Annotated in this window: 10 protein-coding genes; 4 read left to right on the top strand and 6 right to left on the bottom strand. The window is 33.6% G+C overall.

Features of this window, described 5'->3' with window-relative positions; all coding sequences use genetic code 11:
• Nucleotides 1-34: 34 nt before the first annotated feature.
• From gatA to AAGE00_RS06400, 3 genes are all read left to right on the top strand, one after another.
• A complete protein-coding gene (gene gatA / locus AAGE00_RS06410) occupies nucleotides 35-1501 on the top strand; it encodes an Asp-tRNA(Asn)/Glu-tRNA(Gln) amidotransferase subunit GatA (protein WP_213863912.1) in 1467 nt (488 codons plus the stop codon).
• Between the two features lie 111 nt (nucleotides 1502-1612).
• Nucleotides 1613-4141 (top strand): DNA polymerase I, encoded by a 2529-nt coding sequence (polA, locus tag AAGE00_RS06405; RefSeq protein ID WP_007302475.1) that lies wholly within the window; start codon nucleotides 1613-1615, stop codon nucleotides 4139-4141.
• An 844-nt stretch (nucleotides 4142-4985) separates the two neighbouring features.
• Nucleotides 4986-5936 carry a hypothetical protein gene (locus AAGE00_RS06400; RefSeq protein WP_007302496.1) on the top strand — a complete coding sequence of 317 codons (951 nt, stop codon included), beginning with the start codon at nucleotides 4986-4988 and terminating at the stop codon, nucleotides 5934-5936.
• Between the two features lie 37 nt (nucleotides 5937-5973).
• On the opposite strand, the gene AAGE00_RS06395 is transcribed toward AAGE00_RS06400, so the two are convergent.
• The 4 genes from AAGE00_RS06395 to AAGE00_RS06380 all read right to left on the bottom strand — a co-directional run bounded on the left by AAGE00_RS06395 (nucleotide 5974) and on the right by AAGE00_RS06380 (nucleotide 11596).
• The gene (locus tag AAGE00_RS06395) at nucleotides 5974-6756 is read right to left on the bottom strand and encodes an exodeoxyribonuclease III (protein WP_213863914.1); all 783 of its coding nucleotides are present in this window, start codon (nucleotides 6754-6756) and stop codon (nucleotides 5974-5976) included.
• On the bottom strand, nucleotides 6756-7463 hold the full coding sequence (locus tag AAGE00_RS06390; RefSeq protein ID WP_007302498.1) for a uroporphyrinogen-III synthase: 708 nt from the start codon (nucleotides 7461-7463) through the stop codon (nucleotides 6756-6758). The genes AAGE00_RS06395 and AAGE00_RS06390 overlap by 1 nt, the downstream gene beginning before the upstream one ends.
• 235 nt (nucleotides 7464-7698) lie before the next feature.
• Nucleotides 7699-9228 (bottom strand): hypothetical protein, encoded by a 1530-nt coding sequence (locus tag AAGE00_RS06385; protein ID WP_341815219.1) that lies wholly within the window; start codon nucleotides 9226-9228, stop codon nucleotides 7699-7701.
• A 190-nt stretch (nucleotides 9229-9418) separates the two neighbouring features.
• A complete protein-coding gene (locus tag AAGE00_RS06380; RefSeq protein WP_341815218.1) occupies nucleotides 9419-11596 on the bottom strand; it encodes a hypothetical protein in 2178 nt (725 codons plus the stop codon).
• Between the two features lie 129 nt (nucleotides 11597-11725).
• Here AAGE00_RS06380 and AAGE00_RS06375 point away from each other — a divergent pair, with 129 nt between their 5' ends.
• A complete protein-coding gene (locus tag AAGE00_RS06375; RefSeq protein WP_213863916.1) occupies nucleotides 11726-13051 on the top strand; it encodes a phosphomannomutase/phosphoglucomutase in 1326 nt (441 codons plus the stop codon).
• 130 nt (nucleotides 13052-13181) lie between these two features.
• Here AAGE00_RS06375 and AAGE00_RS06370 read toward each other — a convergent pair whose 3' ends face one another.
• Entirely contained in the window at nucleotides 13182-13769 is a 588-nt protein-coding gene (locus tag AAGE00_RS06370; RefSeq protein WP_007302502.1) for a CvpA family protein, read from the bottom strand.
• Between the two features lie 57 nt (nucleotides 13770-13826).
• A complete protein-coding gene (locus AAGE00_RS06365; RefSeq protein WP_213863917.1) occupies nucleotides 13827-14423 on the bottom strand; it encodes a riboflavin synthase in 597 nt (198 codons plus the stop codon).
• Between the last annotated feature and the right edge of the window lie 6 nt (nucleotides 14424-14429).

Here is a 14429-nt window from a genome sequence, read left to right as displayed (position 1 = left end):
GTTATAATTAATGCCTCGCTAAAATTGAATATTAATGAATGAATTGAGAAGGCTCACTATTACAGAGATGCATGATGGACTTAGGCGGAGAGATTTTTCTGCTGTTGAGCTTGTAGAGACGCATGTTAATGCAGTTGAAAATGAGCAACTGAATGCATTTGTAACAAAAACCCCAGAAATCGCGATAAAAGCTGCTAAAATAGCAGATGAATACTTCTTGAAACAAAAAGATAATATTTCACCACTTATGGGCATACCAGTTGGTGTTAAAGATTTATTCTGTACAAAAGGAATAAAAACAACAGCATGCTCAAAAATGCTGGAAAATTTTGTCCCGACTTATGAATCTACGGTATCTAATGTGCTTTTAAAAAGTGGAGCAGCCATGCTTGGTAAACTTAATATGGATGAGTTTGCTATGGGTTCTGCGAACACAAATAGCTATTTTGGTCCTGTTAAAAATGTATGGATTAGAAAAAGTGACGGAGAAAAAGTTGTTCCTGGTGGATCATCTGGTGGATCTGCAGCATCAGTTGCTGGGTTTTTATGCGCTGGAGCATTAGGAAGCGATACTGGTGGGTCTGTACGTCAACCAGCAGCTTATTGCGGAGTAGTGGGAATAAAGCCAACTTATGGAAGGTGTTCGCGTTTTGGTATGATTGCGTTTGCAAGTTCTCTCGATCAAGCAGGAGTAATTACTCGTTCCGTTTCTGATTCAGCATTAATGCTTGAAATAATTTGTGGCTATGATGAAAAAGATTCAACATCGAGCAAAAGGACAGTGCCTAAATTTTCCAGTTTTATAAATGGTGATATTAAGGGTAAGCGCATTGGTATACCAAAAGAGTATAAGATGGATGGAATTTCAGATGAAATAGTTCATAATTGGGAAAAAGTTTCTTCCAATTTAAAAGAAAATGGTGCTGAAGTTGTTGACATTACTCTGCCTCATACTAAATATGCGATACCGGTTTACTATCTAATTTGTTCTGCTGAAACTTCATCTAATCTTGCTCGCTATGATGGTGTACGTTATGGATTCAGGGTTGATGCTGATACCCTTGAAGAAATGTATTCGCTAACAAGAGCAGAAGGTTTTGGTAAAGAAGTGAAAAGGAGAATTTTAATTGGTTCTTATGCTCTTTCTTCAGGTCATTACAATGAGTATTATGAAAAAGCACAGTGCATTAGGGCATTAATCAGAAATGATTTTATAAAAGCGTTTGAAAAAATAGATTACATACTTGTGCCATCTGCTCCAACAGAGGCTTTTGGCTTAAATGAAAAGCCAGACCCGCTAATTATGTGCATCAATGATGTGTTTACCGTGCCGGCAAGCTTAGCAGGGTTACCTGCTATTTCTGTTCCTGTTGGACTTTCCAATGAAGGCTTACCACTTGCTTTACAAGTAATTGGAAATTATTACGATGAAGCTGGAATATTAAATATGGCAAGTGTGATAGAGCAAAATTGTGGCAGAATAGTTAATTCCCTTACGTAATATGTTTTCTTATAGTAACTATAGCATTATGATTATTTTGGCTATAGGAAACAAGAGCTTGATTTTTACAGCTAAATAACAGACCATCAAAGGCACACATAAATATCTACAATGAAAGAAAAAACTTTCACAATCATTGATGGTTATGGTTTTCTTTTCAGAGCTTATTACGTTTTGCATCATTTGACTACCACAGCTGGTATTCCAGTAGGTGCTGTGTACGGTTTTCTTAATATGGTTCTGAAGTATATTTCCCATTCGGACTACTTAACTATAGCACTTGATTCTGGCAAAAAAAATTTCAGGCACAGTTTATATTCTGAGTATAAAGCAAACAGAGTAACACCTCCTGAGGATCTAATTCCACAATTTACAATACTGAGAGAAGCGGTAGAAGCTTTTAACTTCAGCTATGAAGAGATTGAAGGCTATGAAGCAGATGACATAATTGCAACACTAGCTGCAAAATATGCCAACCACGAAGACTTTAAAGTAGTAGTAGTCTCATCAGATAAAGACTTATTTCAACTTTTGAATTACAACATTCTAATATTTGATCCTATCAAAAATATATACGTAGATGAAAAACAAGTGATAGAAAAATTTGGTGTAAATTCAAATAAGCTTCTTGATTTATTTTCTCTAACTGGAGATGCATCTGATAACATTCCAGGTGTTCCAGGAATAGGCCCAAAAACTGCAGCTAAATTGCTGGATAAATTTGATTCGTTGGATAACATTATAGAAAACATCAATAACATTGAGCAAACAAGAGTTCGTAATATTCTTACTGAGCATAAGGAAAAAGCACTAATTTCAAGAGAACTTTTGTCACTATGCAAAAAAGTAGATCTTCAACATGATATTGTAAAATATGAAGTTCATCCTCCAAATATGGAAAAATTGTTATCCTTTTTGAAGAAATATGAATTTAATTCATTGATAGGAAAAGTAGAAAAGCTCTTTTCTTATAGTGGATCTAGCACAAAAGAGAAAACAGAATATAGTAGTGAAGAATTAGAAAAATTTTTGGAGCATTGCAGATATGAAGGTAAAATTGCAATTCATTGCCACTTTGAAAACAATAGATTGAACAAAATCTCCTTATCTTGTAGTGAGGATAATATTTTCTACATAGATCAAAGCTGCCTACAAGATGCACTTACTATAATAAATTCAACTTTATTTTCAAATGGGGTGCTTAAAATAGTACATGATATTAGAAAGATCAGAGAAATATTTCCTACAATAGAGAGAGTGCTAGACTCAATTGATGACCTGATGATCATGTCATACAGCCTTGACACAGGTAAGCATGATCACAGCATTCCAAACATAATTGCACACAATTTAAGTAAAAATGTAGAAACTTTCTCGGCAAAAATTTTAATAGCGATCCATGAGAAACTGACACAAAGATTATTTCAGGAAAAACTTTTTACGATTTACGAGCGCTTTGATAGACCTCTCATGAAAGTAATATTTGATATGGAGCAAAATGGAATACTGCTCAATATTCAAAAACTACAGGAATTGTCTGATAAGTTTGAGCAGCTAATTGCTGTACTTGAAAACGATATACATAATTTAGCAGGAGAAAAATTCAACATTGCATCGCCAAAACAATTAAGTGATGTTTTGTTTAATAAAATGGAGCTAAGTAAAAAGAAAAAGTCAAAATCTGGGTCGTATAGCACCAATTATGAAGTTCTAGAGGCTCTTGAAGAAGAAGGGGTAGAAATTGCAAGTAAAATTTTAAATTGGCGACATTTAAGTAAATTAAAGGGTACCTACACTGATGCGCTAATAAAGCAAGTTGATCCTATTGATGGTAGAATACACACAAGTTTCTCAACAACTGTGACTGCAACTGGAAGGCTGAGCTCGAGCAACCCTAACTTGCAGAATATTCCTATCAGGAGCGAAGAAGGAAATTTCATCAGACAAGCATTTATTGCACCAAAAGGTTGCAAGATAATTTCTGCCGACTATTCACAAATAGAATTAAAACTCCTGGCACACGTTGCAAATGTTACCGCATTTAAAGAAGCTTTTGCAAACAGGCAAGATATTCATGATATCACTGCAAGACAAGTTTTTGGAGTGCAAGAAATAGATGAGCAATTAAGACGCAAAGCAAAAACCATTAATTTTGGCATTATATATGGCATTAGTCCATTTGGCCTTGCAAAGCGACTTGGCATTACCTTTCAAGAGGCTGCTGAATACATTAATTACTATTTTTCTTGTTACCCAGAAATAAAGGTCTATATGGAAAAAGCAGTATCTATCGCGAGAAATCATGGTTATGTAGAGACTTTGTTTGGTAGAAGATGTTTTGTAAGAGACATCAACAATAAAATTCCTTATCTAAGACAATTTGCAGAAAGGGCAGCAATAAATGCACCACTGCAGGGAACTGCCGCTGATATAATAAAACGCGCGATGATTCGGCTTTTTGATCAGTTAAAGTCAGGTAAAATAATCCTCCAGGTTCATGATGAATTACTTGTAGAAGTGGAAGAGAGCAGAGTGCAAGAAACAGCAAAACTTATGAAAGATATAATGGAAAATGCAGTAGAAATTTCTATACCACTTGAAGTAGAAATAAAAATTAGCGACAACTGGGGCTTTTCTTAATTATACCCTAAGAACCTGTCTTGAAAGGACTTAAGTAGTATCTGTTCAGATGCATGGCTAATGTGTAAATATTGAAGCAAAAGTAATGTCATCCCAGTGCTTGACACTGGTGCTCACAAGCAACCTAATCATAGATATTAAAAGCAACGCTTTCAATGAGACTACAAAAGGCTGGATTCCAGTGTCTGGGCACTGCCTTATTGTTGTAAATTCACTTTTACCTTATTTTGCCACACCCCTGAACGGATGCCTTGAGTGGTTAATTTCGCAAGTATAATAGTAGTCATATTAAAGAGTTCTTGAAGTAAGGAGAGCACGTTAAGCAAACAACGTTTACCTAAAATTCTGTGACATTAGCAGCTTTCTTGCCCCGTTTTCAGTAAACAGTGATTTTTCTATATATTAGAAAAATTTTTATTTTAATTAGCGTTAAACAATAGGCGCCTATTGGTTTTTAGCTAAAGTAAAGGTCAAATATCTGGAATTCTGGACATAAAATCCCCCTGTGTAAAAAAAAGATTAGAAAAAAGTGCAGCGCACATACAACAGAGATTAAGCATATTTACATGCACTAAAGAAGATACGCTACGCTTTTTGATTAAAAATTTGACTGAAAAGTCTGCAGACAAAGATAGATTTTGAGCTCTTAAAATATCTCTAACTGTAATTATAATCAGATTTAAAATATATGGAAGCAATTTTTTACATTCCCTTATCATTTGTTACTTTTCTATTTCTTGCTTTATTCTTTTCTTTTTTCCCTTTCAAGACAGGTTCTAAGAAATTTGAATTAATGCGAAAAATATGCTATAATTATAGCATAGGTTAGTACAAATAGATCGTTATGACAGTTCCAAAAGCAAAAAATAAGCCTTTAGAGTCATCTACTCAGGTGACCGGGCAAAATGAGATGCTCTTCAAGAAGGAACATAAGGAAATTTACGATTACTTTGTAAAAGTATTAGAAGTTAAAGCCAAATTAAAGGAGAGCAAAGGAATAACTGATTATTTTATATTAGCTTATAAGAAGATACTACTAACTAATGTCAATCCGGAAAAAATAAGACCACTCAGTGAAGAGAATTTTTGTCAGTTTTTACTTTCTATATTTAAAGAAGTTAGAGAGAAAAAATTGGCTGGAGAGGAAGATAGTAAAGTAAAGCAAGTAGTAGAGGAATGCTTAGATGATGTACGTGGTACAGAAGCTAAAGATTTACTAATAAAACTTGTTGGGTTCCCATTGGGAATAAAAATAGACCCGAAAAATATTTCTGGCTCCTTTATGGATGGAGTGAAAGAAAAAATACCATTTTTAGGTGGAGATAAAAAAGAAGAGGATGAACCACTACTTAGTGATCAAGAGATGGTAACAAAGTGCTTACGTAAGGTTTTTCTTCCTATTCTTTTTTCCATTGCTTCAATATTAATTTTTGGTCCTACTACACTTGCGATAGTTGCTGCTGTTATTGGTACAATATTTGCTGTAAAGGGAGGAATTGAAGTTCTTTTTTCAAATAATAGGCCAGGTACTTTATATGACCCTAGCTCACCAGATAAAGATGATACAGAAAAGAGAGCAAAATTGAATGAAAAAATTCGCAAGGGTATTGATGATATTTTAAAAACCCCAATTGAAAGCTCTCTTGAAACAATTGCTGACGGGAGTAAAAAACAACCTACTCCGGAACAAGCTCCTCAGGTGGGAAATAAAGGGGGTGAGCAGCTTACTATGCTTGATGGAAAAATTACTATAGATCAGCCAGCCAAAAGCACAGAAAAGACAGCAGTCAAGTAAGACCTATTTGCCAAAGGTGAATTGTGTAATAGGTCTTTTATTGTTTTATAACACATACAACAGGAGTATGATCAGATGGGTTTTCTAGTTTACGCAACCTATCATCTATGTAACATGTTTCCAATTTATCTGCAGCTTGTGGCGATAGCAGCATATGATCTATTCGCATTCCTTGATTGTTTCTGAGTGAATTACCTTGATAATGCCACCAAGTGAATTGTTGTAAGTTGAGGTGAGATATTCTAAATGCATCTTTAAAACCAAGATTCAAGATCGCTCTTAATTTCTCACGCTCTTTTATATGAAAGCACACTTGGCCATTTAATAAATTTGAATCAAAAACATCAATTTCATCCAGTGCAACATTATAATCGCCAGCTATAATAGTTAACTCTTCATTTTTCAACAAAGTGCCCATCCTTTTATATAGGTTATCAAAAAACTTGAGTTTATACTCAAAAGTATGAGAGTCTGGGCTTTGACCGTTTGGAACGTATACACTTCCTACCCTTACCTTATTATTGGTGTGTTTTATCACACACTCTATATAACGTGCTTCTTGATGACTCTCTACAATATCAATTTTTAATTTTTCCAGTATTAGATATTTAGATAAAACACAAACACCATTTCTTGCAACCTGTCCATAGACAGCATATTCATATCCTAACTTTTCTATCTCTGCATAAGGAAATTGCTCTTCTGTACATTTTATCTCTTGCAGCAAAACTATATCTATCTGACTATCAACTATAAAACTACAAAGTTGGTTAATTCTTTTACGTATGGAGTTTACATTCCAAGTTGCAATCTTTAGCATCAACAATCCTTATTAATTATATCAATTAAACTCTCCCCTGTGGGCAACCTCGATGTTATAATTTTTTTCCACTTGATTAACTTTAAACTATCAGCAATGTTTTTACTCATGGTATATGCAACTGTATTATTCATCACAGGAGATAGCCCACTTTTTAGAACTAATGAACAAAATACCCTTGCAGTTTGTGAGGAAAAAAAAGCAACGCTATCAATTTTACCGTCCAATAGTAAATTTTTACACCTATTAGTTAGACTCCTTTTAGTAATTGTTTTATAGAGTACAACTTCTCTTACGTTAAAACCTTCTTCAGATAATCTTTTTTTTAGGTCACATGATACTTCTTGTCCCCTTATATATAAGAACTTTATTGTATTTGAATAATGAGATTTTATGCATGATATCAGACCATCAACGTTGCTGTCTGCTGAGATTATATCGGAAAATCCCAAATTTTTTGCAGCCTGCATGGTTGAATTACCAACCGTAATAATTGGAAAGCCATACTCTTTACATATTTGACTGAAAGCCTTTACACTGTTTTTACTTGTAGATATCACAACATCAAATTCGTGCGCGGATATATCAGGATTTAAGTACTTTATTGTGAATACTGGCTCTATAAAAACTTTGTATCCATATTTTTTTAGCGTGCTTCTTGTGCTCAACGAATCTAATAAAGGCCTTGTCAATAAAATAGACTTCATTCTGGTTTATTTCACTAGCAGTAAAATAATATCCCTTATACACAAATTATTGAATAAAAACTTTTATTTTTTAAGTTTCTTACGTAACCTATGAAAAAGGCAAGAGAAACTCCATAAATTGGCCCAGTGCTAGAAAACTGATCTTAAATAAGCGAATGTTTTTGATAAAATGAAAAAAAGATGTTACTCACTGAGTAACATCTTTTTTAAGAAGATAGATAGTTTTGTTTACTCTCTATATCTTCATTTTTGGAGCTTGATGCTCTACATCGACTTCAGCAGTTACTGTTGAAGAAGGTCCCACCAATTTGTCCAAAGAACCTGTCTTTCTTAAGTCAGCTTGGGTTTTTAACTTGCCATTTTTCTCAGTGAACATACCATGTTGCGGAGAAGAACTTGGTGAATTGAACCCACTATCAGAATTACGACGGTAACTGGCAAAGCTAGAAGTTGTAGCAGTACTGTCAGTGCTTAAAGAACCCGTTGAATTGCTTCTTGGCGGTTTCTCCGGAGCAACATAAAAACGGCTATTTCCTATCTCCGCAGATTGTATCTGATCCAACTCAGAATCTTGATATCTTATATAAGTAGCTTCCTCTGGCTTTTTGCCACCTTTTAGTGATGGTAACAACTTGCTCCAAAATGAAGTAGGTTCTTTTACTTCCTTATGCTCATTAGGATTTAATAATTCTGCTTTGCTGCTAACAGTACTTATAGAACTCGTTGAACTACTACCTGATAAGCTATTTTCCAGTGAATTCATAGAACTTGCTTTATGCCTTTTTGCTGACTTATTAAGCCTTTCTAAAGTATTAAAACGAGTATGCTCTTCCTTGCATTCTTGAATAACTTCCTTAATCTCATCATGATGTTCAGAAAAAATTTCATATAGGCTGCTATTATCTTTAGCTAACAAATGTTGCAACTTCTTAGCATCTAATTTATTGATAAAATCTATTTGCTGCTTCAATCGGTTGATCAACTGGTCCTTTTTGGCACTGTGTTGACCATCAACAGAATAAGCTTTCTCTAATATTTTTTCCCCCAGCTTAGAAAATATTTTCCTAGTTAAAGCAGAGCTATTCACACCTTTGTCTTCAAAAACTTCCTTGACAAACATTTCCTTTACACTATTAAAACTTCTCGTTTTTTCTTTTGTTTTCAAAATAACAGTTTGATCTTCATTACCTATTGAATATGCGATGCCATCTAAACTAGACACGCTTGCACCACTATCACTCATCTTCCTTCCAAGGTTTTGAATGTTATCCCCCATTTTTCTTAATGTAGAGCTAGCTCTCTCTTGTGTTGCCTGTTTTACAGAACTTGCAGTTTCTTTTACCGAATTCTTGGCATATACAGCACCATCTTTGATTTTTCCGCCAATATGCTTCGCCCCTTCAACTGTTTTTTCTGCTGACCATTTGAGTCCTTTATATCCAGATTGAACTGCTTTTACAGCAACTTTCGCAGCGAAAAATAGAGTAAGACCAACTATAGCACTTGGTATAGCAAGTGTTGCACCAACTGCCAAAAATGGTAACACTGCTGCAAATAATCCACTTGCTGTACCTACTACAAGAGCCTGATCTCCTTTCTTCATTTTGGAGAATTCTGTATCTCCTTTTAACAGATCCATAATTCTGTCTTTTAGCTTCTTGGGATCGTGAATGATATCTGAATTTAATGAAGAATCTTGAATCATTTTAAGATCATCTTGCTTAGTTTCAACAAAATTTGAAGAGTTTTTTTCACTAGGTGACATTTTTAACCTCACTATTAATTAAACATACTAATATTGTATATATCTGATTCTTAAGTTAGGGTTAATTCATCTAACAATGTCCACTTACTCTCAAATGATTTTGCTTGATGTGTTTTTTTGAAAGCACAGAAAATTAGTGATTGTTGCGGTATGATGTTTCGTTTGGATTAGCTATAGTTGAAGTAAAAACTCATCCTTTTGAAGGAGTAGATTTTTCCGTAGTCTTAGCAGGAACTGTGTTTGGATCTGATAGTTCTGTTCTGACATATTTGCCTTCTTTATCATATAAATCGCGAAAATCATTCATTTGCACATCAGTTTGAACTTCCACTGTATTAGTCTTTTTTTGATCTGTTGAAGATGATGCATTAACTTCTTTATCTTTAGTAGCTTTTTGTCTTAGTTGTGTATTTTCTTCTTGTAATTGCTTTGAATTTTTCTTTAACTCATCAATCTCTTTTGTTTTTTGTTTTAATTGTTCAGATATCATTAGTTTGTCCCTAGCCAAACTTTTATTTTCCTTTCCTAATTTACTAATTCTTTTGCTTGAAGATTTATCCGCAGCTTGTGTACCTTGGTCTTGTGTTTTAGGAACTGTAGTTTCGTGATTACTTGCCTGGATTCCTCTACTTTCATATTTAGCTTCAGTTTGAGTTGAAGTAGCTACTTTCGCATTTACTTCACTGAACTCATCCGCAAGTGATCTTCCGGGTTCAAGTTGCCAAATTTCCCTTTCTAAATTCCCCTTTTCTTTTTGCAGTTGATTTAATTCTCTAGCTAATTGATTTGCTGTATCAGTCAATTTTTCGTTTTCATTTTTTGCTTCCATCAACTGTTCTGCCAACTGCTTTTCATGATTATCTTGTGAACCTTCTACCAATATTTTCTTTAGATTATTTTCCAAATTTGCATTCTTTTTTTCTAGTGCACTTAACTTAGCTTCACTTTGCTTAAATTTTTCCTGTAGTTCCTCATTTATTCTATTTGTTGACTGAATCTCGCTTTCTTTATCTTTCAATTGATTAATTAAATCTGTTATTCTAGCATTTTTATCTTTTTGACTTTGTTCTAGTGTGCTTACCTTTCGTTCTAATTGCTTAATGTCTTGATCTTTTTTAGCTAACTCTTTTTCCTTTCTTTTCAATTCATCTTTAAGTCTTGTGACTTCTTTTCCCAAATCTTGCTTTTCTTCACTTAGTGTTCTTATTTCTGTATTACCTTCCTTTTGTATCTTTTGATTAAGTTCTTCTGATTTTTTGAGTTTCTCTGTAAGTGACTTAATATAAGCATCTTGTTCCTTGATTTTTTGATCTCTTTCAAATATTGCTTGCTGTTGTTCGTTAATTGCATTTCTCAGGTAATCACGTTCCGAGATTAGATCATAATTCTGCTTTACAAGTTTGTTAATTTCATTTATAGTCTCATCTACACCTTTTAATCCCTCTGGCTCATACTTTCTGTAATAATCTTTGTACATTTTTTGTTGATCGTAACCGTCGTCAATGTATTCATCAGTGATTTCAGACTCTTCATCACCAAATTCCCTCTCAGCGGAAAAAGAACTTCTACGCGAATCAGGAGAGGAATATCCACTGCTACTTGGTATAGGTGACTGTGGTGAATTTTTTGTAAATGTTTCCTCTGCTGGTGTTTGCTGATTGTTCACACTTTTGACCATGTCAGTGAAAGTTTGATATAGAGTTTTGCCATTGATAAAAACTTCTTTATTCTGCTCAACTAATTTTAATACCTCTTCTGGGTCGGTTATTTCTCCAAATTTTGATTTATCAATCACTCTTTTTATGCCCTTAGAATTTACTTCTACAGTCATGCTACAATCTACGCTATTGCCTTTAGAATCCTTAGCTTGCCAGTTAATGGTCATCTCACATGAGCTTGAACCAGTAAAATCATAGTGCCTTTCGCTGCCTTTTTTGGTTGCAGTTATTTGACTATCTTTCCCTAAAGATAGGTTATAAACCTTGCCTTCGTCACTGGCTCTTAAAAGGGTGCTAATCTCTATTGGTTTTTCTTTATTTTCAAATCTAATTTTAAATTCATTATCTTGTGTTGTATATACTAAGAAATTTTCACTTGGTAGAGATTCTGCGAATTTTTTATGTGTTGCATTTATTGATTGCTCAAACTTTTGAAACTCATTTTCCCACTTTAAATTTATCTGTTCTTTAATGTCCTTATCTTTGCGTAAAGGGCCAATAAAATACCAAATTAAGTTTTCTTCCTCTAATTTTTTTATAAAATCCTGAAAATTGTTGCAAAGTTCAATGAAACTTAAAATATCATTTTTCTTTTGCTCATCTACATCTAAACCTTGATTTTCAGTTACAAGTAAATTTTCTTTTGGCATAATTTTTATTTTTAGAGAGCTATGTTATAATATTAACATATTTTTTTAAAAAATCAACTAATTTTATAGTTAAATAAACTTGAGTATTTGACGGGAATGTTATATATTAACCACTCCAAGAAGTGCAGTATGGACAATAATATTATAAGAAAATACGATATTAGAGGTGTGGTAGGCAGAGACCTGCAAATCAGTGATGGGTATGAAATAGGTAGAAAATTCGGTCAAACTGCAGCTAACGTTTGTGTAGGCTATGACAGCAGGATAGATTCACCAAGTATAGAAAAAGAATTAATCAGAGGCTTGATTTTATCCGGTGCGAATGTTATACGCGTTGGGCTCTGTTCTTCACCTATGCTCTACGCTGCAACAATGCAGGCAGATCTTGGGATTATGATCACTGCTTCTCATAACCCCAGAGAATATAACGGCTTTAAATTTTTCAGTAGTAAAAAAGTTTACTCAGATCAAGAAATGAAGGAAATTATAGGCAATACAATTAAAAACAGCACGAAAATTGGAAGCTTAATTAACACGAATATATATAGTGAGTACGTTAACATATTAAAAAATGCGCTCAAGAATAACGCTACACAAAAACTAAAAATAGCTTGGGATTTTGGCAATAGTCCAACAATTGTAAGGTATATTGAAAAAGTTTTACCAAGTCATATACACATCATAACCAATAACTCTATAGATGGGACGTTTCCACTGCATGACCCAGATCCCATAGAAGAAAAAAATCTTGCTCAGTTAATCAGTATTGTCAAGAAAGATAAATGTGATCTTGGTATTGCACTTGATGGTGATGGTGATAGGGTACGCTTGATTGATAATAAAGGTAATGTTGTTTCCAATGATCACTTGTTTATGATTTTTTCACGTGAAGTATTGGCGGAATACCCAAAAAGCAAAGTTATTGCCAACGTAAAAATGAGTATGAAAGTGCATGATTTCGTTAGCAAATTAGGAGGACAAATAATTACCTGTGCCACTGGACACTCACTAGTTAAGAAAAAGATGGTAGAAGAAGGGGCCAAGTTTGCCGGTGAACTGAGTGGGCATTTTTTCTTTTCTGAGCTGGGTTTTGATGATGGACTATATTCTGCTATTAAAGCCATTGACATTTTACTTAAGAAAAACCAAAGCCTATCTGAGGCGATTGAAGATTTACCAAAGTTATATATCACTCATGAAGTGAAAATTGTGGTGAAGGATGAGAAAAAATTTCAAATAATTGAATCAATCAAGGAGACACTAAAGCAGCAAAACATTGTATTTTCAGAGCTTGATGGAATTAAGGTAACTGATGATAAAGGTTGGTGGCTTCTTAGAGTATCAAATACGCAAAACTGCATAACAGCAAGATGTGAAGGAAATACCTTAGAAGATTTTGAACTCACTAAAAAAGTTTTGTTTTATTACATTGATGAACTAAAATTATACATTTAAATTTTTTTGATGATTTACTTCTTCGTCAATGTTTGCAGTTTTGTTTGATTAGTAATAGGAATTGGTAACCTATGGCGCACTGCTGTGGATAATAGCTGTCTAGGCTAGTTTAGCTATAGAAAATCAACACTCACTTTTCTTTATTGTTTTGAGGTTTTTCTTGATCAACCATTTCCTCACCAATCTCTTTTATTTTTAGTATCAATGACTCTGGTACATACATGTTAATTACTTCTTCTGTTGTCACAAATAAAGCCTGATAAGAGTGTGAATTTATTATCCAATTGGGCAATATGTCTTCTGCGTCTATTTTAGACTCTCCCTCTTTTTTATCATATACTGTGTGGCAATATAAGTGCACAGCAAAAAATAGTACATAAGAAAGCAATATTCCTCTGAGTGCTCCGACAAAGATTCCAGTAACTCTATCCATTAATCCCAACCTTATAGGTGATAATATGTACATTAGCCAGTTATTCATTGTCATGAATGTAAGATTAAGTATAATAAATACAGAGATTGTAGAAAGTATGTTTTGTGTAACTTTAGAGTTAAAATACTTACTATAATTTATAATAAAAAAATCATAGTAACTAGCTGTCAAAAAGACTGATAAGAGCAAGAACATTAATGCACATAGCTCTTTTATAAAACCTCTAGTTATCGATATTATTACACACAAGACAATAATAAAGATAATTAGGCTATCGAAAAACATATTTTGTATCTATATGATTTTCAAGATATAATAGTTGTAAATAACAAAGTTGTAAAATTAATTGTATTGATATTTTATCAGCTGGTCTAAGTACCGGGCAATCATATCAACTTCTAAATTTAGGTAATTACCTGTTTTATTATGCTGAAAAGTTGTGTTTTTCCATGTATAGGGAATTATATTCACAGTGAATTCTTGATCGACAACTGAATTTACTGTAAGGGAAACTCCATCTAGCGTTACAGAGCCTTTTTTTGTAATAAATTTAATTAATTCTTGTGGGCATGATAGTCTGATTTCATGAGATTCTAAATTTTGATTGATTGTTAAAATTTCTGTTGTGTCATCCACATGACCCTGAACCAAGTGGCCGTCAATTCTGTCACTCAGTTTCATTGCTTGTTCTAGGTTTATTTTTTTTCCTATTTTCCACATATTTAAGTTAGAAACCTTCATAGTTTCTTGAGATACTTGAACTGTGAATACATTGCTCATTATGTCGACAACAGTTAAACACACTCCGGAGCAGGATATTGAATCTCCTTTGTTTATAGAGGATAAATTTTGTGTCTCAATATGGAAGATTTGATCAGAGTTAGGGTGGATAGTGATATTAGTTATAGTGCCAATATCTTGGATAATTCCTTTAAACATGCAATA

This window comes from Wolbachia endosymbiont (group B) of Aricia artaxerxes (genome assembly GCF_964026975.1).
In the GTDB taxonomy this organism is placed as follows: Bacteria; Pseudomonadota; Alphaproteobacteria; order Rickettsiales; family Anaplasmataceae; genus Wolbachia.
Note: the sequence above shows the minus strand (reverse complement) of the source record. Positions and strands in the feature narration are given on the sequence as shown.

Excerpts from the sequence above, each read along its gene's own strand:
- gatA (WP_213863912.1), top strand. The coding sequence starts at position 35 with ATGAATGAATTGAGAAGGCTCACTATTACAGAGATGCATGATGGACTT.
- polA (WP_007302475.1), top strand. The coding sequence starts at position 1,613 with ATGAAAGAAAAAACTTTCACAATCATTGATGGTTATGGTTTTCTTTTC.
- AAGE00_RS06400 (WP_007302496.1), top strand. The coding sequence starts at position 4,986 with ATGACAGTTCCAAAAGCAAAAAATAAGCCTTTAGAGTCATCTACTCAG.
- AAGE00_RS06395 (WP_213863914.1), bottom strand. The coding sequence starts at position 6,756 with ATGCTAAAGATTGCAACTTGGAATGTAAACTCCATACGTAAAAGAATT.
- AAGE00_RS06390 (WP_007302498.1), bottom strand. The coding sequence starts at position 7,463 with ATGAAGTCTATTTTATTGACAAGGCCTTTATTAGATTCGTTGAGCACA.
- AAGE00_RS06385 (WP_341815219.1), bottom strand. The coding sequence starts at position 9,228 with ATGTCACCTAGTGAAAAAAACTCTTCAAATTTTGTTGAAACTAAGCAA.
- AAGE00_RS06380 (WP_341815218.1), bottom strand. The coding sequence starts at position 11,596 with ATGCCAAAAGAAAATTTACTTGTAACTGAAAATCAAGGTTTAGATGTA.
- AAGE00_RS06375 (WP_213863916.1), top strand. The coding sequence starts at position 11,726 with ATGGACAATAATATTATAAGAAAATACGATATTAGAGGTGTGGTAGGC.
- AAGE00_RS06370 (WP_007302502.1), bottom strand. The coding sequence starts at position 13,769 with ATGTTTTTCGATAGCCTAATTATCTTTATTATTGTCTTGTGTGTAATA.
- AAGE00_RS06365 (WP_213863917.1), bottom strand. The coding sequence starts at position 14,423 with ATGTTTAAAGGAATTATCCAAGATATTGGCACTATAACTAATATCACT.